Genomic DNA, 20004 nt, shown 5'->3' on the forward strand with positions numbered 1-20004 from the left:
CGGCGCGCCATGGCTATGCTACTGCGCGCCGGGTTGCGCGTCCGGCGGCGCGCGGCGATATAAGCGCCGCGGATGACCGATATTGCCATAGCGCATTTCCACGCCGAGGAACCCGGTGTCAACGCAATATTCCAGATAGCGGCGAGCGGTGGTTTTGCTCAGCCCGGTGCGGCCGACGATATCGTCAACCGAAAGTAAATCACTGTCACCGGCGCTGAATATCTGCTTTACCAGACCGAGGGTATTTTCCTCGATGCCTTTGCTGCCGGCCTCCTGACTGAAGGTTTTCGACTGGAGCTGGTAGAGGATATCGACATTTTGCTGATCCACCACCTTAAACGCCCGCTGAGTCAAAGCAAACTGGATAAAACGCTCCAGGGAATGACGCAGGCGCTTCCAGGATACCGGTTTCAGAATATAGTCGAACGCGCCGCAGCGGATGGCCTGGCTGCAGGTGTTCATGTCGCTGGCGGCGGTAATGAAAATCACCGAGCACTCAAGCCCGCGCAGCAGTTCGCTGTCGATAAGCGAGATACCCTGGCCGTCGGGGAGATAATTATCCAGCAATATCAGCCGGGGACGTTTTTGCAGCAGCTGTTCGCGCGCTTCTTTCAACGTACCGGCAACGCCCACCAGCCGGAGCTTGTCGTGGTTATCGATAAAATCGGCATGCAGCCGCGCCAGTGAGCTTTCATCTTCAACAATAAGCACGTCAAAAATTTCAGGTTGCATAATAAGGTTCATCCGGGGTGAGGGGGCCCACCGTGGTCGCAAGGCTGGTTACGGGTATAAATACGGAAAATACCGTCCCGTAGGGTTGGTTGGCGGAGACTTCTATCGCGCCGCCGGCGTGGTGGACGTAGCTGGCGACCAGATGCAGGCCCAGGCCATGGTCGCCATGAAGTTTGGTGGTCACGCCGAACGTAAAGATGCGTTCGACGTTGTCCTGCGCGATGCCGATACCCTGATCGGCGATTTCAATCACCAGTTCCCGGTCGCCGCCAACGATATAGACTTCGATCGGGTAATGCTCGCCCTCGCGCTGCAGGGTCGCTTCAATGGCGTTGTCGAGGATATTGCCGACCACCGACATTAATTCGGTGTCGCGCAGGCGGGGAGGAATGCGGGTTAAATGACAGGCCGGGTCGAACAGCAACTGCACGCCTTTTTCGCGGGCGCCGGCATATTTTCCCAGCAGCAGGCCGCACAGCGCCGGCGAGCAGAACCGCGCGGAGATGAAATCGAGTATTTCCTGGGCGCTTTCCGATTGTGCTTCAATATAATGGATGGCTTCGTCGTAACGTTTCATATGCAGCAAACCGGCAAGCGTGGCGGTCCAGTTCAGCTGTTCATGCCGCAGGATGCGCAGGTTGTCGGCATAACGTTTCACCTGGCTGAGTTGAATGCTCAGGCTATCGATATCCTTTTGGTCGCGGAAACTGATCACCCACCCCTGCAACTTGCCTTCCAGCATGATCCTTACCCGGCTGGCGATAACCGTGACGTCGTTGAACAGGCATATTTCGTCATGGGTGTCGCCGGCCAGCATGGTGTGTTCAACGAGGAAAGCGATGGGTTTAATTACCGCCGACAAAGGGCGGCCGCGCAGTTCGCGCGAGGTGGCCGACAGGGATAATAATAATTTTGCCGCCCGGTTAATTTGCGCAATCCTGTATTCTTTATCAATGGCTATCACCCCTTCGAAGATCGATTCCAGCAGCGCCTTTTGCTGGCGCACCAATAAACCGATTTCCCGCGGCTCCAGTGAGAACATTTGCTTTTTCATGGTATTGGAAAACCACCATGAAAAGATAAACAACGCCAGCAGCAACAGTAATGCCACCAGCAGTATGTTAACCAATTTGCCGGCGCTGAGGGTGTCGATATGCGTTTTCAAATAGCCAATGGAGACGATGCCGATAATATTATTATGCTTGTCGAAAATAGGCGCTTTGCTGCGCAGGGATATGCCCAGACCGCCTTTACGAATGGAGATAATATTTTTCCCCGCCAGCACTTCGCTATTATCCCCGCCGATCATCGACTTGCCCACCTGCTCCGGATAACGCGAATGATACAAATGCAGCCCCTGCTGGTCGCCGATAACGATATAACTGGCGTCGCTGCGCTGGGCCAAGGTGTCCATCAGGGCGGCGATTGCGGCTATATCCTTGATTTTGACCGCATCTATCAGCGATGGGATCATGGCGATTTCCCGCGCCTGCACCTGAGCCCGCGCACCGATTTCCGCATACAGTTGTTTATCGAGATCGTAGTAATAATAAATACCTATCAGCGTAAGCAGCAGCGAAAAAAAAACGATAAGGCTTATAAAAAGCTTTATATGGAATGAGATTCTCGCGCGCATAATATACTTCGGCCATAGGGAGAATGATTACCTGATAATTCAGCTTATCATGATTAAAAAAGGCTGTAAGGGGCTGCCCCGCAAAATGTGATCGCAAACACAGCCTGGCAATGCTTTACCCTTCCTCGTCCCGCGATTAAAAATAGCATCGGGTAAATATAATACATTCCCATCACCTTTCATTAACATATACCCTTGCCGGGAATTAAAACCATTAAAACACTAAAAACCATTAACGCCATAGACGCCATTAAAACTTCATGGCGTTAAATTGAATCTATTGATTGTACATGAAATAATTAAAACCATTAAAATCTTAAATGCCTTTAAAATAGCGGTTTTAATTTGAATGCAATCACATATTTCATGCGTACTGGTCTTTATTATGCCTGCACTAATTGATAAAGGGGCAGATAATGAGCACGACAGATGATTCATATATTGTTGTCGCGGATACAACACACGCAAAAAAAATTTCCGCAAAGGAAAAATGGTGGCATATCCTGGATACCTGGAAAGTAGGTATTATTCCCCTGCCGCTATTTTTATTGGCCGGGGCGCTGATCGGCATTGATTGCCTGAGCGGGAAATTACCCAGCGATATCGTGGTAATGGTGGCCACGCTGGCATTTTTTGGCTTCGCCTGCGGTGAATTCGGCAAACGACTGCCGATTATCGGTAAAATGGGGGCCGCCGCCATCTGTGCCACCTTTATTCCTTCGGCGCTGGTGCATTACGGGTTATTACCCGATGTGGTGGTCGCTTCCACCACCGCGTTTTTTAAAACCACCAATATTCTTTATCTCTATATTTGCTGCATTATTGTCGGCAGCATCATGAGCATGAACCGGCGCACGCTGATCCAGGGATTCCTGCGCATTTTTTTCCCGATGCTTTGCGGCGAAGTGGCAGGCATGCTGGTGGGGATGGGCGTCGGGCTGATGCTCGGCCTGCCGCCGTTCCAGATTTTCTTTTTCCTGATCCTGCCCATCATGGCCGGCGGCGTCGGCGAGGGCGCCATTCCGCTCTCCATCGGCTACGCCGCGCTGTTGCACATGGAGCAGGGAGTGGCGCTTGGCCGCATCCTGCCGATTGTGATGCTCGGCGGCCTGACCGCCATTGTGATTGCCGGCTGCCTTAACCGCGTGGGCAAGCGTTATCCCCACCTCACCGGCGAAGGCAACCTGATGCCCACCAGGCCCGGCGCTCAAGACGCCGCCGACGCGGAACCGGCCCAGGCCGCCGCCGGTAAAACCGACGTGACCACCATTGCCGCCGGCGCGCTGCTGGCCGTGCTGCTCTATATGGTGGGCATGCTGGGCTATAAGCTTATCGGCCTGCCGGCGCCGGTGGGCATGCTGTTTATCGCGGTGCTGATCAAACTGGCCCACGGCGTATCGCCGCGCATGCTGGAAGGCTCGCAGGTGGTATATAAATTCTTCCAGACATCGGTGACCTACCCGATCCTGTTTGCCGTGGGCGTGGCCATCACCCCCTGGCAAGAGCTGGTCAACGCCTTCACTCTGACCAACCTGCTGGTGATAGTCAGCACCGTCGGCACCCTGGTCGGCACCGGTTTCCTGGTGGGCAAAAAAATCGGCATGCACCCCATCGACGTGGCCATCGTCTCCTGTTGCCAGAGCGGGCAGGGCGGCACCGGTGACGTGGCCATCCTCACCGCCGGCAACCGCATGGCGCTGATGCCGTTCGCCCAGATTGCCACCCGCATCGGCGGTGCCATCAATGTCTCGGTCGCGTTGCTGGTCTTGGGCAATTTTATTCTCTGAACCGGCGCCGGCGCCGGTAGTTAACACAGGAATGTTTATGAAACTCGCAAGTTATCTTCATCAGGGCACCAAAAGCTACGGCATCGTCACGCCCGGCGGCATCGTGGACCTGGGCCGTCGTTTCGGCCAGCGTTATCCGGATTTAAAGGCCCTGCTGGCGGGCAACGCGCTGCCCCTGGCCCGCGAACTGACCGGCGCGCCGGCGGATATTGCCCTCGCCGGGCTGACGTTCCTGCCGGTAATCGAACATCCGGACAAAATTTTATGCGTCGGCATGAACTATGCCGCCAAACGCCGGGAGTTCAATGAAATGAATCCGGCGCCCACCCTCTTCGTGCGTTTTGCCGATTCACAGACCGGGCACGGCACGCCGGTCGAAAAACCCAGCCATTCGGCGGAGTTTGATTACGAGGGGGAACTGGCGGTGATTATCGGCCGGGGCGGCGAGGATATCCCCGCCGATCGCGCCTTATCCCATGTCGCCGGCTACAGCTGTTATATGGACGGCTCCGCCCGCGACTGGCAGCACACCTGGTTCACCGCCGGCAAGAACTGGCGGCGGACCGGCGCGTTCGGACCCTACCTGACCACCGCCGACGAAATCCCCGATCCCCATGCGCTCAGCATCCGGACCTGGCTTAACGGCCTGATGGTGCAGGACGACAATACCCGCAGCATGATTCATAGCATCGCCGAGCTGATTGAATATATCAGCACCTTTACCCGGCTGAATGCCGGCGATGTGATTATTACCGGGTCGCCGGGCGGCGTCGGTAAAAAACGCACGCCGCCGCTGTTTATGAAGGCCGGCGACTGCATCGAGGTCGAAATAGAAAATATCGGCCATTTGCGCAATATGGTCATCGACGCGCAGCGGCCCACGGCCGCCGCGGCGTCCCATATCGCCGCGTAGCGCCGCGCCTGCGCCGCCGGCTTTTTACTCCATGATAGGAAAAACTGTATGTACGATCGGGACCCCCTGGACTTTTCCGTGCTGACCGTTAACCACCCGCGCGATAACCTGGCGGACGTGCGCGCGTTGCTGGAGGCAAGTCTTCTGGGCATGGACGCGGATATCGCCAGATTCGTGGTGGCCCGCAGCGGCGGGCGGCTGGTGGGATGCGCCGGCATTGCGGGAAATGTGATCAAATGCGTCGCGGTGGCGGCGGATTACCGGGGCGATAACCTGAGCGCACGGCTGGTGGGCGAGGTGGAGCAACTGGCCATACGCCAGGGCCATTTCCATCTGTTCCTGTATACCCGGCCGGCGAACATCGGCGTATTTCGCGGCTGCGGTTTTTACCCCCTGGCGCAGACGGGCCAGGTGGCGGTGCTGATGGAAAATACGCCGGTGGGCGTGCGGCGCTACAGCCGTTCGCTTGCGCAATATTACCGGCCGGGCGCGCCCATCGGCGCGGTGGTGATGAACGCCAACCCCTTCACCCTCGGCCACCGCTATCTGGCGGAACAGGCCGCCGCCGCCTGCGCCTGGGTGCATATCTTTGTGGTGCGCGAAGACGTGTCGCTGTTTCCGTATGCCGCACGCCTGGACATGGTGCGCCAGGGCGTGGCGCATCTGGCCAACGTGACGGTGCATGACGGGTCCGACTACCTGATCTCGCGCGCCACCTTTCCCGGCTATTTCCTGCGTGACGCCGGGCTGGTGGGCAAAACCTACAGCGCCATGGATTTACTGATTTTCCGTCATTATATCGCGCCGCCGCTGGGCATTACCCACCGTTATGTCGGCACCGAGCCCTATTGCCCGGTGACCCATCAATATAACCACGATATGCACGAGTGGCTCGAAGACCCGGATCGCGCGGCGCAGCCGCCGTTGCGGGTGGTGGAGATCGCGCGCGCATGCCATGCGCCGGGCCGGGCGATATCAGCTTCCGAGGTGCGGGCGCTGCTTTCGCAACGGCAAATGGCGCGCATCCGCGACCTCGTCCCGCCGAGCACCTTTGCTTATCTTTGCCGGCGCGAGACGAGGCCGCTGGCCGGGATCTGCGCAACGGGCGCGTAATGTGGCCCGGGACCTTTTATTTAGCCGTGTTTTTAATCAGGAACGCATTATGAAAATCATACAAGAGGCCCTGGCGGGCACCTTTGAGTCCAGCGATTTGCTGGTCAAGGTCGCGCCTAACAGCGGCGAATTAAGCGTGGTGATCAACAGCGAGGTGATAAAGCAGTTCGGCGCGCAGATCCGCCGGGTGATCGACGCGACGCTGGCGGCCATGGATGTCAAAGAAGGACTGATCATTATCGACGATAAAGGGGCGCTGGACTGCGTGATCCGCGCCCGCGTGCAGACGGCGGTGCTCCGGGCCGCCGGGGCCGATCGCATCCAATGGGAACACCTGTCATGAAAAAGCTTCGCCGCAGTATGCTGTTTATCCCCGGCGCCAACGCCGCCATGTTGTCCACCGCCTTTATCTACCGTCCTGACTCCATCATGTTCGATCTGGAGGACGCGGTGTCCCTGCGCGAGAAGGACAGTGCGCGCATTTTGGTATTCCATGCGCTGCAGCACCCGATGTACCGCGATATCGAAACCGTGGTGCGCATCAATCCGCTGAATACGCCCTTCGGCCTGAAGGATCTGGCGGCGGTGGTTCGCGCCGGCGCCGACGTGGTGCGACTGCCTAAAACCGACAGTCCGGAGGATATCCACGAGCTGGAAACCCATATCGAGCGCATCGAGCGCGAATGCGGGCGCGAGGTTGGATCCACCCGCATTATGGCGGCTATCGAATCCGCCATCGGCGTTATTAATGCGGTGGCGATTGCCCGCTGCTCGCCCCGGCTTATCGGCATCGCGCTGGCGGCGTTCGATTATGTCATGGATATGCAAACGGAGCGCGGCGACGGCACGGAACTGTTCTATGCCCGCTGCGCGGTGCTGCACGCCGCCCGCGCCGCCGGGATCGACGCCTTTGACGTGGTCTATGCCGATATCAACGACGATGCCGGTTTCCTGCGCGAGGTCGATCTGGTGCGCAAAATGGGTTTTAACGGCAAATCGCTGATTAACCCGCGCCAGATTGAACTGCTGCACAACGCCTACGCGCCCACCCAGGAAGCGGTGGATTACGCCGAGCGCGTCATCCAGGCGGCCGAAGAAGGCGAACGCAACGGGCTGGGGGTGATTTCACTTAACGGCAAGATGATTGACGGCCCCATTATCAACCATGCCCAGGTGGTATTGGAGCGCGCCCGGGCTTCCGGTGTGCGGCGGTAAGTGTTTTCACGTTAACAGAATGACAGGAATACCTAATGAGTGACATAACAGACGATTTACAGGCGCAGTACCGCCATTTGCCGCCGCTGGCGCCGTTCAGCCATGCCAACCGCCTTACGCCGTGGCTGGCCGACGGCCAGGCCAAACACCAGCGTAAACTGTGCGCCAGCCTGGAGCAGGCCATCGAGCGCAGCGGCCTGCGGGACGGCATGACCATCTCTTTTCACCATGCCTTCCGTGAGGGCGATATGGTGATCAACCGGGTGGTGGAGACGCTGGCCCGGCTGGGATTTAAAAACCTGACGCTGGCCTCCAGCTCGCTGATGACCTGCAACGATGCGCTGATCGAGCCGATCCGCGCCGGCGTCATCAGCAAAATTTATACCTCCGGCATGCGCGGCAAGCTGGCGGACGCCATTTCCCACGGCCTGATGGAAGAACCGGTGCAAATCCATTCCCACGGCGGCCGGGTGAAACTGCTGCAGGACGGTGAGCTGAAGATAGATGTGGCCTTTCTGGGCGTGCCCTGCAGCGACGAGTTCGGCAATGCCAACGGCACCCAAGGCAAATCCCGCTGCGGTTCGCTGGGATACGCCATGGTGGACGCGCAGTTTGCCCGCAAAGTGGTGCTGCTTACCGAGGCGCTGGTGCCGTTTCCCAATATGCCGGCCAGCCTGGGGCAGGATCAGGTGGATTATATCGTGACGGTGGATCAGGTGGGCGACCCGGCCAAGATAAGCGTGGGCGCGGCGCGCGTGACCAGTAATCCGCGCGAGCTGATGATTGCCCGCACCGCCGCCGATGTCATCGAGCACTCCGGCTATTTTGTCGAGGGTTTTTCCCTCCAGACCGGCTCAGGCGCATCCTCCACCGCCTGCACCCGCTTCCTGGCGCAGAAAATGGAACGCCTGGGCATCGCGGCGCGCTTTGCGCTGGGCGGCATTACTGGCAGCATCGTCGATCTGTTTGAGCAGGGCCTGATCGCCAGGCTGCTGGATACGCAATCCTTCGACGGCCAGGCGGCGGCCTCCCTTGAGCACAACGCCAATCATATCGAGATCTCCACCAACGTCTATGCCAATCCCGGCGCCAAGGCCGCCTGCTGCGACCAGCTGGATATCGTGATTTTAAGCGCCCTGGAAATCGACCTGGCGTTTAACGTCAATGTGATAACCGGCTCCGACGGGGTGATGCGCGGCGCGTCCGGCGGGCACTGCGACGTGGCCGCCGCCGCCAACCTGACCATCGTGGTGGCGCCGCTGACGCGCAGCCGGATCCCAACCGTAGTGCGCCGGGTCACCACCCTGGTGACGCCCGGCGAGAGCATCGACGTTCTGGTGACCGATCAGGGGATTGCCGTCAATCCGGCGCGGCCGGAAGTGCGCCAGCGTCTGGTGGACGCCGGTCTGGAGGTCGTGGATATCGAACAGCTTTATCAACGGGCGGTGGGGTTGACCGGCGAGCCGAAGGCCATCGCGTTTACCCGGCGCATTGTCGGCGTTATCCGCTATCGCGACGGCAGCGTCATCGACGTGGTGCGCCAGGTTCAAGAGGACAGCTAAATGACTATCGCCGATTCACTGCAGTTCGCCGTTTCGCTGGAGGAATTGCTGACGGCCCGGGATCTGCGCGCCGCGCGCCAAACGGAATGGCTCACGCGCCGCCGGCGCCCGCTTATTTCATTGACCCTGGTGTCGCCTGGCCCGGTGAAGGATTCGGCCCGCTACCGGCGCTCGATGCGCGCCGCGCTGGCGGCCTGCGACGCGCTGCTGGCCCAGCGCGGCTGGCCGGTGCTGGCGCGCGCGGTGTGGTGGCCGGACACCGGTCCGGAGGCGTTTTGGGCGGTTGATCATGCCGCCGTGGAAATCAAGGCCGCCACGGTGGCGCTGGAGCAGGAGCATCCCCTGGGGCGGCTGTGGGATATTGATGTGCTTTCCCCGGCCGGCGGCGTTATCGGCCGCCGCTCCCTTGATCAGGCGGGGCGGCCGTGTTTGTTGTGCGACCAGCCCGCCCATGCCTGCGCGCGGTCGCGCCGCCATCCTCAGGAAGAGGTTATTGCTAAAATAGAGGGGCTGCTGGATGCCTATTTTGCCCGCTGATAACGGCGCCCGGACGGCCGGCGCCGGCTACCCGGCATGGGCCGCGCCATCCGCGTCGCCAATGATACGGGATGACGCCGGCCGTCAGGCCGCGCCGCCCGCGCTTGATCTGCTGGCCGCCGCCGCGCTGCGCGAGGAAGTGATGCTGACGCCAAAACCCGGGCTGGTGGACGGCCGCAACAACGGCGCGCACCGCGATATGGATTTGCCGCTGTTTATGCAAAGCATAACGGCCATCGCGCCCTGGTTCGGCCGGTTTATCGCGTTGGGCGAGCGGTGCGCCGGAATGCCGGCGCAGCGGGTACTGGCTGAAATCCGCCCCACCGGCCTGGCCTGCGAGCACGCCATGTTTGCCGCTACCGGCGGCGTCAATACCCATAAAGGGGGGATTTTTTCCCTGGGCTTGCTGTGCGTCGCCGCCGGGCGCCTGGGCGGGCGGGGGCAGGCGTTGACCCGCAGCGGGTTATGCGCCGACGTGGCGGCGATCTGCGCCCGGCTGGTGGCGACGGAACTGGCCGGCTGCCGCCGGGCGGCTACCGTGGGCGAGCATATTTACCTGCGCCATGGCCTGACCGGCGCGCGGGGCGAGGCCGCCCGCGGATTCGCCACCGTGCGCGATCATGCCCTGCCGGCCTGGGATCGGCTGCTGGCGGTGGGGACGAAAAGAGAAAGCGCGCTGCTGCACTGCCTGCTGGTGCTGATGGCCCATAATCCCGATACCAATCTGGTGGCGCGCGGCGGCCTCGGCGGGCTGCGGTTTGTGCGCGGCTATGCCCGGCGGCTGCTGGCGGACGGCTGGCGCGAGCAGGATCTGGAGGTCATGGATCGCGCGCTGACGCGGCGCAATCTCAGCCCCGGGGGCAGCGCCGATCTGCTGGCGGTCATGTCCGTGCTGGCGCGGTTCCCGGCATGAACCTTCGCCGGCCGGCGCAGCAACGGGCCGTGAACGGGCAGCCTGGGCCAGAACGCGCCGCGCCCGGCGATACGGCGCGCTCTGGGCCGGGCGTTTATCCGCCGCGGGCCGCCGACGGCCAATCGCCCGCCGCCGACGTTTATGCGCCGCTGCGCGTGATACTGGTGCCAGGCATCAACGACAGCGGCCCCGAGCATTGGCAAACCTGCTGGCAGCGGGCGTTTCCCGCCTGGCGGCGTATTGCCCAGCGCGACTGGCTGCAGCCGGATCTCGACGGCTGGCAAACGGCCATCAGGCGCGCGCTGGACGCACCGGCGCCGCCGGCATTGCTGATAGGCCATAGCTTTGGCGCGTTGTCGTCCTGGTATTATGCCAGCCGCTGCGCCGGCCAAATAGCCGGGGTCGTCCTGGTGGCGCCCGCCGAGCCGGTGCGCTTTGAAATCGAGGATCGCATCCTGCCGGTACGGCTGCCGGTGCCCAGCCTGATGTTCGCCAGCCATAACGATCCGCTGCTGGCGTTCCCGCGCGCGCAATACTGGGCCGACGCCTGGGGCAGCGAACTGGTGGATGTGGGGGAGGCCGGCCATATCAACGCCCAGTCCGGTTTTGGCGCCTGGCCGCACGGCCTGGAGTGCGTGGCCCGGTTCGCCCGCCGGCTGGCGGCGCGATACTAGGGGCGTCGCCGCGCGGATCGGGCAAAAAAATCAACGCCCGAAAAATGTCGTCGGCAAAAATACATTCCTTTAAGATGGCGCTTATGTTGGGTTACAGGGTGCCGATCGCGATGTTTTTTGAACTGCCTGATGTGGATACGCTATACGCCGCGCTGCTGGCGCGCGACCCGGTCTATGATGGTTTTGCGTTCGTGGGGGTCAAAAGCACCGGCGTGTTTTGCCGCCTGACCTGCCCGGCGCGCAAGCCCAAAAAAGAACATGCCGTTTTTTACGCCACCGTGGTCGAGGCCATGGAGGCGGGTTTCAGACCGTGCAAACGGTGCCAGCCCCTGTCGTTGTTCGGCGCGCGGGATAAAACCCTGGGCATGCTGCTGGCCCGCCTGGAAAGCGACCCGGAAAAAAAATGGTCGGAAGACGACCTGACCGCGGCGGGTTTGGATCCCTCCACCGTAAGGCGGGCGTTTAAACGCCAGTTTGGCGTCACCTTTCTTGAGATGGCGCGGCTGCGCCGGCTGGGCAAGGGCATTCACCAACTGACGATGGGGGCGGACGTCATAGAGGCCCAGCTGGAGGCCAGCTTTGAATCGGGCAGCGGTTTTCGCGCCGCCATTACCCGGCACCTGGGCATGAATCCCAGCCAGGCCCGGCGGCATCGGTTTCTGAAAAGCCGCTGGCTGGACACCCCGCTCGGCTCCATGCTGGCGGTGGCGGACCAGCAGGCGCTGCACCTGCTGGAGTTTGCCGATCGCCCGGCGTTGCCCGCGGAACTCACCCGGCTCAGAAACCTCACCGCCTCGGAGATCGTGATGGATAGCACGCCGGTCACCGACCAGTTGGAGCGCGAGCTGAACGACTATTTCGCCGGCGCATCCTGCCGCTTCGCCACGCCGCTGGCCGAGCATGGATCGCTATTTACCCGCCGGGTCTGGGATGCCTTGCGCGCCATCCCCGCGGGCCAGGTAAGAAGCTATTCGGCGGTGGCCGCCGCCATCGCGCGTCCCACCGCGACCAGGGCGGTGGCCCGGGCCAACGGCGCCAACCAGATTGCCATTTTGATACCCTGCCACCGGGTCATCGGCGCCGACGGCACCCTTACCGGCTACGGCGGCGGCTTATGGCGCAAGCAGTGGCTGATCGAACACGAAAAACGGCGGTTCTCAGGCGAAGGGCGGGGCGGGCAGCAAAATGTCGTCGATAATGCCTAATACGCCGGCCTCATTATTCGAGGCGGCGAGGTAACGGGCCGCCGCTTTGATCGTGTCCGGCGCGTTGGCCATGGCGTAGCCGTAGCCCGCCTGTTGCAGCATTTCGAGGTCGTTGCCGCCGTCGCCGAAGGCCGCCACCTCATCATCCAAGATATGCCATAGCCGCTGAAGTATCCGCAGCCCGTTGGCCTTATGCAGGCCGGGAATAATCAGATCGACCGACCCATGGCCGCTGGATACCGGGGTGACGATGCCCTCCAGTTCAGCGGCGATAAAACGGATAAACCCGGGTAATTTTTCATCGGGCAGCGAGAGCGCAAATTTAAATATCGTGCCGGTGACGGCGGAAAAATTATCTACCCCCGCCAGGCGATGATAATAACGGTTGATCCGCCGGTAGAGGTGCGGTGCGACGCTGTTAAGCAGATAGGCGCTTTCCCTGGCGCAGACGACGGTGTGCAGATAAGGTATCTCCGCCAGCACGGCCAAGATCCTTTCATAGTGTTCCCGGCTGAACTCGCCGCAGAACACTTCCTGGCCGCCGTTGACGACGTAGGCGCCATTCTCGGCGACAAAGGCGATTTCACCGGCAATGTCGGGGAAAAAGGAGATCAGCTGGTAGTACTGATTACCGCTGGCCACCACAAACTTTATGCCCCGCCGGCGCAGGCTGTCGTATTGCCGGCTGAATCGCTGCCGGTCATAATTTTTGCCGTCGTCCAGGAACGTGCCGTCCATATCCACCGCAATCATTTTGATGCTCATCCGCGCTCCAGAGTCTGTCGCCGCGCTATTGTGTGCCGGGGCGGCGGGCAGGGTGACTTTATAAAAGTATTTTATAAAGTGGAAAATTATCGGGAATTCCAGCGGCTGTCAAGGACGACATAGTATTGGCCGCGTTAACGCCCGGGAGGGGCGCCAGCCGCGTTTTTGCCGGGATCATAGTCGCCAGCGCGCAGCGTGAACAGCAGGCTGGGTACGTGGCCCGGCACATCGTCAATGCTGCCGGCCCGTACGAGTCCCGCTTTGATCAGCACCCGCTGCGACGACAGATGGTTTTCCCGGACAGTGGCGGAGATCTCCGCGAGCCCCAGCGCGCCGAAGCCGGCGGCGACCGCCGCCCGCGCAAATTCGGTGGCGAGGCCCATTCCCCAGGCATCGGCCGCGAACCGGTAACCCAGGTTATTGATGACCCGGTCGCCCAAGGGGCGCACGCTCAGGCCGCCAAAGCCGATAATCGCCTCCGGCCCGCGGTTGAGCTTAATCGCCCAGGTGCCGAAACCGAAAGCCTGCCAATGGGTCAGCCAGCCGGCCAGCACCCGCTTGGCATAGGCAAGATCGGGATAGGGACCGGCGGGATTAAAGGTCTGGGTTTCCGGGTCGCCGTAGATGCGGTACAGGCTGTCGCCGTCGCTTACCCGTACGGGGCGCAAATGCATTCTCTCGGTGTACAGTTCCAATGGCATCACCCGGTTATTGTTCCAGCAGTAACGCCATCATAACGCTTGCGCTTGATAGTTCTGTATAAAAAACATTAAAACCCGCCATCCTCACGCAACGGCCAATTGAATGCCATACTGAGGGCTGAAATCAGGAATCTCATCCATCGGGAGTAACAATGAGCAAAAAAAAGCACCATAACGACGACCAGGAATTACCCTCCGCGCAGATCCCGTCCGGCAAGGAGTACGATCAGGTCCTGCATTTACTGCAGGTAGAGCTGGTCAAGCTGCAGCGCGAAATCATCAGCGCCAACGATAAAATCGTGGTGATCTTCGAGGGCCGCGACGCGGCGGGCAAAGACGGCATTATCAAAACCATTTCCGAACACCTGAGCGCGCGTGAAATCCGGGTAGTCGCCCTTGGCAAACCCTCGGAACGGGATCAGGCCGAATGGTATTTCCAACGCTACGTGGCGCAGCTGCCGGCGGCGCAGGAAATGGTGCTGTTCAACCGCAGCTGGTACAACCGCGCCGGCGTCGAGCGCGTGATGAAGTTTTGCACCGACGAGCAGTACGAAGAATTTATGAACACCGTGACGGATTTTGAACAGCTGCTGGTGCGCTCGGGCATTAAGCTTATCAAATATTATCTGGATATCAGCAAGCGCGAACAAAAGGAGCGGCTGGAATCCCGTCTCACCGATCCCCTGAAACAGTGGAAAATCAGCCCCATCGACCAGCAGGCCACCAAGCTGTGGAAGCCGTACAGCGAGGCGCGCAACCTCATGCTGACCCGCACCCATACCCCGACCACGCCGTGGATAGTGGTGCATACCGACGATAAACATACGGCGCGCGTCAATATCCTGCGCGACCTGCTGGGGCGCCTGCCATACCAGGGCAAGGATAAGAACCTGGCTCTGCCGGACCCGGAGGTGCTGTATGCCTTCGATACCGTTTGCATTGAAAACGGCCGGCTTGCGCCCTGACGGCCGGCGCGGGACCCGGCGCTGTCAGGTTGACCGCCGGCGCGCCTTGCCTTGCGCCGGCGGCCCGGGCGCGCTATTGTCATAGGTCGTTTGCGCGGCATGACCGGCGGCGCCCGGCGTTCCCCTGGCGGGGCGTGCCGCCGATGAAACCTGGCCCTCTATCATTTGAAAAGGATAAAACATGACCGAGTCTCTTTACGACATACCGCTTAAACACATTGACGGTACTCCCGGTAGCCTGGCGGCGTACCGCGGCAAGGTGCTGCTGGTGGTCAACGTGGCGTCCAAATGTGGGCTGACGCCGCAGTATGAAGGGCTGGAAAAACTTTACCAGGAACGGCGCGCCGGCGGGCTGGAAGTGCTGGGTTTTCCCGCCAATAACTTCAAGGGCCAGGAACCGGGCAGCGACGCGGAAATCAGCGACTTCTGCGCCGTCAACTATGACGTGCACTTCCCGATGTTTTCCAAATTATCGGTGCTTGGCGAGGATCAGCATCCTTTATACGCCCAGCTGACCGCGGCGCAACCGGTGGCTACCGGCGACGGCCCGTTTCGCGAGCGCCTGAAGGGCTATGGGGTCGACCCCACCAATCGCCAGGACGTATTATGGAATTTTGAAAAGTTCCTTATCAACCGGCAGGGCAAGGTTATCGCGCGGTTTGCGCCCGATGTCACCGCTGACGATCCGCGGCTGCTGCGCGCCATCGACGCCGCGCTCGGCTAACCCCCCTGCGGCCCGGACTGGCGCGGGCGGGGCCGGCGCCGGCGCTTAATCCGGGGCGCTATTCCTCTCATCCCACCGCCGCGGCAAAAGCGCCGTAAACAGCGCGGATATCTTATCCCGGCAAGGCCGGTATGCTAAAATCAGCGCCAGGCGATTTTCTCCCCAGTCATGGGATGAATAGGGTTTTGCAATGATTACCATGCAGGATGTTGCGATCAAGGCGGGCGTCTCCAAATCCACGGTGTCCCGTGTCCTGTCGGGCGATAATTATGTCAAGGAAACAACGCGCCAACGGGTATTCAAGGCTATTGAAGAATCCGGCTACCGTCCCAACCTGCTGGCCAGGAGCCTGGCGACCAAAAATTCGCAAAGTATCGGCCTGATCGTCACCAACACCCTGTTTAACGGTCCTTATTTCAGCGAACTGTTGTACCAGACCGCCAAAATGACCGAAAACTACGGCCGGCAGCTTATCCTGGTGGACGGGAAACACAGCGTCGACAGCGAGCTTGAAGCGATCCAGTTCCTGCTGGATCGCCGCTGCGACGCCATTATTATCTATCCGAGCTTCCTGGGTGAAGCGGAGTTGATGGGCCTGATCGCCCGGCACGATATCCCGTTCCTGGTGATTAACCGCGATTTGCCGCATGCCCGCGAGCATTGCGTATTCGCCGATCATCAGCGCGACGCCTGCGAGGCGGTGGCGTATCTCATCGCGCAGGGACACCGGGACATCGCCTTTATCACCGGCGCGGCCGGGTCGCCCACCGCCGCCGCGCGCGCGGCGGGATACCGCCAGGCCCTGGACGCCGCGGGCATACCTGTGAATGAATCGCTGCTCGCCGCCGGTCAATGGTCGTTAAACAGCGGGTTTAACGCCTGCCTGGCGCTGCTGGACGGCGCGGCCGCCTTCAGCGCGCTGGTGTGCGCCAACGACGATATGGCCATCGGCGCCGCCCGGGCGCTGCGTGAGCGCGGCCGGGCGGTGCCCGGCGAGATCTCGTTGCTCGGTTTTGACGATATTCCCGTGGCGTCTTATCTTAATCCGCCGCTGACCACCGTGCATGTGCCGGTGGCGCAGATGATTGAAAGCGCGCTGGAGCAGGTGGTCAACGTACTTGACGGCAAGGGGGTATCGCCGCTCAAGCCCTTTAGCGGCCGGCTGATGGTGCGCGACTCCGTTATTCCCGGTCCCTTCGCCGGGCGGTAAATGACCGCCCGGCGAAGGGGTGCTGGCTTAATACCCGATATCCGTCTCCAGGCGCTGTCCGTTGCTTTTAATCACCCGCTGGTACCAGAAAAAACTCTTTTTCCGCAAGCGGGCCAAATCCTTCAGGTCGTGCTCGTCGCGATTGACATACACGAAGCCGTAGCGTTTGCCGATGCCCTGATGGGTGCTGACCAAGTCAATCGCCGACCAGGGGCAATACCCGAACAGCGCCACACCGTCGGCAAGGGCTAACCGCAGCTGGCGTATATGGTCGCTGAGATACCGGATACGGTCATCGTCATACACCTTGTTGCCCGCCGCCAGCGTATCAAATGCGCCCAGGCCGTTTTCGGTCACGATCAGCGGCAGGTGGTAACGCTCATAAATTTCCCGGCAGGTCACGCGCAATCCCACCGGGTCGATATACCAGCCGAACTGATTATGTTCCAGATGCGGATTATCGGCGCCGATATACACCGCGCGATCCATGCCGGGCAATTGCTGATCCTCGATGTCGCGTGCGTTGTCCGGGGCGGCGTTTTCCCGCGGCACGTCCGCCGCCACCGTGGTGGAGGCATAATAATTAAAGGCGATAAAATCAGGACGCCCCTGCGCAAGCAGGTTCATGTCCTCGTCGGCGATGCGCGGCAGATAGCCTTTTTCCGCCATAAAACGCCAGGCCAGCGCGTTATACCGGCCATGGCAGGCCAGATCCAGGTAAAGCCAGTTGCGGATGGACGAATAATTATTGGCGGCGATCGCATCCTCCGGGCGCGGGCTGGCCGGATAGACGCAGGAAATATTCGGCGCCGGGCCGATTTTGGCGGCCGGCAGCAGCTCATGGCAGGCGATCATCGCCCTGGCCTGCGCCAGCATCATATGGTGGTTTTGCTGGTAGAGGGTCTTTTGCGGATCGGGGGTGCCGGGGGGCAGGGTACCGATGACGTCGCCTTTCAGGATCATCATGTTCTGTTCGTTGATCGTCAGCCAGTAGTGGACACGATCGCCGAAGAGGGCAAAGGCGGTGCGGGCAAAGCGTTCAAAGGCCGCGATGGTGCGCGGGTTCGACCAGCCGCCCTGAAGCTGCAGCGCCCAGGGCAAATCGAAATGGTACAGCGTCACCAGCGGTTCGATGCCGTGGCGGCGAATGTCATCAATCAGCCGCTGGTAAAAGGCCACACCCAGCGGATTGAGCTCGCCGTCGCCCTCGGGATACAGCCGGCTCCAGGCAATGGAAAAGCGGTAGGTCTTCAGCCCCAGTTCGGCGAACAGGGCGATGTCCCCGGCAAAGCGGTGATAGTGATCGCTTGCGACGGTGAAATCGCTCAGCGCCGGCGGGAATTGCGCCCGATCGATCACCGTCGGGCCTTTGCCGTCCTCGTTCCAGGCGCCCTCCACCTGATACGCCGAGGTGGAGGCGCCCCAGAGAAAGTCCGCTGGAAAAGGGGGCAACGTCTGATAATGCATATCCATCTTCCTCAGTGAGTATTGTGATGACCTTTGCGCGGCTTATGCCGCCTGCGGCCGGGTCTGCGGCAGCGGGCGATCCTGCGCCAGCAGCTGGCGTTCATAGATTTTGAAAAAGGGGTAATACACCAGGGTCGACACGACCAGCAGCACCACCACCAGCAGCGCCGCGCGGAGATCCCAGCCGGTGGACCAGGCCGCGCCGATGGGGGCCGGGGTCGTCCAGGGCGCCATGGAAATCACCCGGCCAACCAGTTCGGTGCGGGTGGCGATATACGCAAGCGTGGCGTTAATCAGCGGCGCGGTGATAAAGGGAATAAACAGCGTCGGATTCATCACCACCGGCGAGCCGAAAATCACCGGCTCGTTGATATTGAACAGGCAGGGCACCAGGCTGAGTTTGCCGATGGACCGCAGGTGGGCGGAACGGCTGCGCAGATAAAGCAACACTAGTCCCATGGTGGAGCCGGAGCCGCCGATGACGATAAAAAACTGCCAGAAGGGTTCGATAAAGATATGGGTCAGCGGCTGGCCGGCGGTCAGTTCCTGCTGGTTGATGCCAAGATTAGTCAGCCAGAAGGCCTGCAGCATGCCGCCGACGATGACCGCGCCGTGGATGCCGGCAAACCATAATAAATGGCAGATCAAGACCGCGATCAAAATCGCCGGCAGCGTATCGGCGGCGGAAATAATCGGGCCGAACAGCGCCATGATGGCTTGAGGCAGCAACATGCCGAACTGCGATTGGATAAACAGGCTCAGGGGATAGAGGGTAAAAAATATGGCCAGCACCGGAATCAGTAAATCAAAGGATTGCTGTATTTTCGGCGGCACCTGCTCCGGCAGATGGAAGCCAATATTCCTGACCTGCAGGAAATGCATTAATTCGGTGGCGAAAATCGCCACCAGCAGGGCGGTAAATATCCCGGTGCCGCCCAGCGAGGAGACCGGCAGCATTTTATCGGTTTGCGGGGCGGCCACCACCATGAACGCCATCAGCGATAACATGGCGGCCATAAACCCGTTCATTTTATAACTGAGGGCCAGGTTATAAGCGATGGCGGCGGCAATAAACAGCGACATAATGCCCATGGTCATATTGTACGGCATGAGGATAACCGACTCATATTGCGCCGCCATGCGCAGCCACCATTGCGCAAATGCCCAATCGCTGGTGGCGGAAAAAGGCGGGTGCGCGAACACCAGCATAAAGGAGCCGACGATCAGGAACGGCATGGCGGAAATAAAACCATCCCTGATCGCCATTACGTGGCGCTGGCTGGATAATCTGCCCGCAATGGGACTGATGGTGTTTTCAATGACGCCAAATACCGATGCGCTAATTCCGGACATAGTTTCTCCTAGGCGTTAAGCAGCGCCAGCGTGTCGTTTAATATCTTTTCGCCGTTCATCATGCCGTAATCCATACTGTTAATAACCACGATGGGTTTATGCTGCTCATCGGCGATGATTTTGAAATCGCCGAGCTTATATTTGATCTGCGGCCCCAGCAGGCAGCAATCGTAATGGGGTAATTGCTCGGCAAACTCTTCCAGCCCCACTGCTTTTATTTCGACGTCCAGTCCTTTTATTTCAGCGGCTTTCAGCATTTTTTTCACCACCATGCTGGTGGACATTCCGGCGGCGCAACACAATAGGATCTTTGACATACAGCGGCCCTCTTATGACATGGTGTAGGGAGTAATACCTGATGGACTTTTTTTCTGCAACCGGTTTCAGAAACCGGTTGCGGTTTTGTGATGACGGTCAATGGCCGGTCCGCGGCGGGGCGGGGCAATCGGTGACATGCGACGGCTTATGCCGACAACTGTCGGCGGCCTCACGGCATAACTCACACAAAATAGGAGAAAATAGCGTTCCAGAA

General features: G+C 60.2%; 20 protein-coding genes. 13 read left to right on the forward strand and 7 right to left on the reverse strand.

Annotated elements, in window-relative coordinates; translation table 11 throughout:
- Positions 1-18 precede the first annotated feature (18 nt).
- Positions 19-732, reverse strand: a complete 714-nt coding sequence (locus ACL2XM_RS07130; RefSeq protein WP_410014643.1) for a response regulator — start codon at positions 730-732, stop codon at positions 19-21.
- Positions 722-2368 (reverse strand): ATP-binding protein, encoded by a 1647-nt coding sequence (locus tag ACL2XM_RS07135; protein WP_413732617.1) that lies wholly within the window; start codon positions 2366-2368, stop codon positions 722-724. The genes ACL2XM_RS07130 and ACL2XM_RS07135 overlap by 11 nt, the downstream gene beginning before the upstream one ends.
- A gap of 416 nt (positions 2369-2784) precedes the next feature.
- Here ACL2XM_RS07135 and ACL2XM_RS07140 point away from each other — a divergent pair, with 416 nt between their 5' ends.
- The 10 genes from ACL2XM_RS07140 to ACL2XM_RS07185 all read left to right on the forward strand — a co-directional run bounded on the left by ACL2XM_RS07140 (position 2785) and on the right by ACL2XM_RS07185 (position 12287).
- Positions 2785-4155, forward strand: a complete 1371-nt coding sequence (locus ACL2XM_RS07140) for a 2-hydroxycarboxylate transporter family protein (protein ID WP_410014645.1) — start codon at positions 2785-2787, stop codon at positions 4153-4155.
- A gap of 37 nt (positions 4156-4192) precedes the next feature.
- On the forward strand, positions 4193-5068 hold the full coding sequence (locus ACL2XM_RS07145) for a fumarylacetoacetate hydrolase family protein (protein ID WP_413723061.1): 876 nt from the start codon (positions 4193-4195) through the stop codon (positions 5066-5068).
- A 48-nt stretch (positions 5069-5116) separates the two neighbouring features.
- A complete protein-coding gene (citC, locus tag ACL2XM_RS07150) occupies positions 5117-6181 on the forward strand; it encodes a [citrate (pro-3S)-lyase] ligase (RefSeq protein ID WP_410014647.1) in 1065 nt (354 codons plus the stop codon).
- Between the two features lie 49 nt (positions 6182-6230).
- Positions 6231-6524: a citrate lyase acyl carrier protein gene (gene citD / locus ACL2XM_RS07155; protein ID WP_413723060.1), complete on the forward strand. Its 294-nt coding sequence runs from the start codon at positions 6231-6233 to the stop codon at positions 6522-6524.
- On the forward strand, positions 6521-7396 hold the full coding sequence (gene citE, locus ACL2XM_RS07160; RefSeq protein WP_410014649.1) for a citrate (pro-3S)-lyase subunit beta: 876 nt from the start codon (positions 6521-6523) through the stop codon (positions 7394-7396). The genes citD and citE overlap by 4 nt, the downstream gene beginning before the upstream one ends.
- Before the next feature lie 35 nt (positions 7397-7431).
- Entirely contained in the window at positions 7432-8958 is a 1527-nt protein-coding gene (gene citF / locus ACL2XM_RS07165) for a citrate lyase subunit alpha (RefSeq protein WP_413732619.1), read from the forward strand.
- Positions 8959-9495, forward strand: coding sequence for a citrate lyase holo-[acyl-carrier protein] synthase (gene citX, locus ACL2XM_RS07170; RefSeq protein ID WP_413732621.1), 537 nt, complete (start codon positions 8959-8961; stop codon positions 9493-9495).
- 61 nt (positions 9496-9556) lie between these two features.
- Positions 9557-10408 carry a triphosphoribosyl-dephospho-CoA synthase CitG gene (gene citG, locus ACL2XM_RS07175; RefSeq protein WP_413733202.1) on the forward strand — a complete coding sequence of 284 codons (852 nt, stop codon included), beginning with the start codon at positions 9557-9559 and terminating at the stop codon, positions 10406-10408.
- On the forward strand, positions 10405-11082 hold the full coding sequence (locus ACL2XM_RS07180) for an RBBP9/YdeN family alpha/beta hydrolase (protein WP_413732623.1): 678 nt from the start codon (positions 10405-10407) through the stop codon (positions 11080-11082). The genes citG and ACL2XM_RS07180 overlap by 4 nt, the downstream gene beginning before the upstream one ends.
- An 83-nt stretch (positions 11083-11165) precedes the next feature.
- Positions 11166-12287: a bifunctional transcriptional activator/DNA repair enzyme AdaA gene (locus ACL2XM_RS07185; RefSeq protein WP_413728164.1), complete on the forward strand. Its 1122-nt coding sequence runs from the start codon at positions 11166-11168 to the stop codon at positions 12285-12287.
- Here the strand turns inward: ACL2XM_RS07185 and ACL2XM_RS07190 are convergent.
- Both ACL2XM_RS07190 and ACL2XM_RS07195 read right to left on the reverse strand, forming a co-directional pair.
- Positions 12240-13052, reverse strand: a complete 813-nt coding sequence (locus ACL2XM_RS07190; RefSeq protein ID WP_413723055.1) for a Cof-type HAD-IIB family hydrolase — start codon at positions 13050-13052, stop codon at positions 12240-12242. The genes ACL2XM_RS07185 and ACL2XM_RS07190 overlap by 48 nt on opposite strands.
- 134 nt (positions 13053-13186) lie before the next feature.
- Positions 13187-13747: a GNAT family N-acetyltransferase gene (locus ACL2XM_RS07195; RefSeq protein ID WP_410014655.1), complete on the reverse strand. Its 561-nt coding sequence runs from the start codon at positions 13745-13747 to the stop codon at positions 13187-13189.
- 158 nt (positions 13748-13905) lie between these two features.
- Between ACL2XM_RS07195 and ppk2 the strand changes: the two genes are divergently transcribed.
- The 3 genes from ppk2 to ACL2XM_RS07210 all read left to right on the forward strand — a co-directional run bounded on the left by ppk2 (position 13906) and on the right by ACL2XM_RS07210 (position 16652).
- Positions 13906-14718: a polyphosphate kinase 2 gene (gene ppk2, locus ACL2XM_RS07200; RefSeq protein ID WP_410014656.1), complete on the forward strand. Its 813-nt coding sequence runs from the start codon at positions 13906-13908 to the stop codon at positions 14716-14718.
- A gap of 181 nt (positions 14719-14899) precedes the next feature.
- Positions 14900-15442 (forward strand): glutathione peroxidase, encoded by a 543-nt coding sequence (locus ACL2XM_RS07205; RefSeq protein WP_410014658.1) that lies wholly within the window; start codon positions 14900-14902, stop codon positions 15440-15442.
- 190 nt (positions 15443-15632) lie between these two features.
- Positions 15633-16652: a LacI family DNA-binding transcriptional regulator gene (locus tag ACL2XM_RS07210; protein WP_413732626.1), complete on the forward strand. Its 1020-nt coding sequence runs from the start codon at positions 15633-15635 to the stop codon at positions 16650-16652.
- Between the two features lie 27 nt (positions 16653-16679).
- Here the strand turns inward: ACL2XM_RS07210 and ACL2XM_RS07215 are convergent, their stop codons facing one another.
- Genes ACL2XM_RS07215 through ACL2XM_RS07225 form a run of 3 tightly spaced genes read right to left on the reverse strand, consistent with a single transcriptional unit; the run spans position 16680 to position 19789 of the window.
- Positions 16680-18119, reverse strand: a complete 1440-nt coding sequence (locus ACL2XM_RS07215) for a glycoside hydrolase family 1 protein (RefSeq protein ID WP_410014660.1) — start codon at positions 18117-18119, stop codon at positions 16680-16682.
- A 42-nt stretch (positions 18120-18161) separates the two neighbouring features.
- Positions 18162-19472 (reverse strand): PTS sugar transporter subunit IIC, encoded by a 1311-nt coding sequence (locus ACL2XM_RS07220; RefSeq protein WP_413730285.1) that lies wholly within the window; start codon positions 19470-19472, stop codon positions 18162-18164.
- 8 nt (positions 19473-19480) lie between these two features.
- Positions 19481-19789, reverse strand: a complete 309-nt coding sequence (locus ACL2XM_RS07225; protein ID WP_413732628.1) for a PTS sugar transporter subunit IIB — start codon at positions 19787-19789, stop codon at positions 19481-19483.
- Positions 19790-20004: the final 215 nt, after the last annotated feature.

The organism is Sodalis sp. RH20 (assembly GCF_047324205.1).
GTDB lineage: Bacteria > Pseudomonadota > Gammaproteobacteria > Enterobacterales > Enterobacteriaceae > Acerihabitans.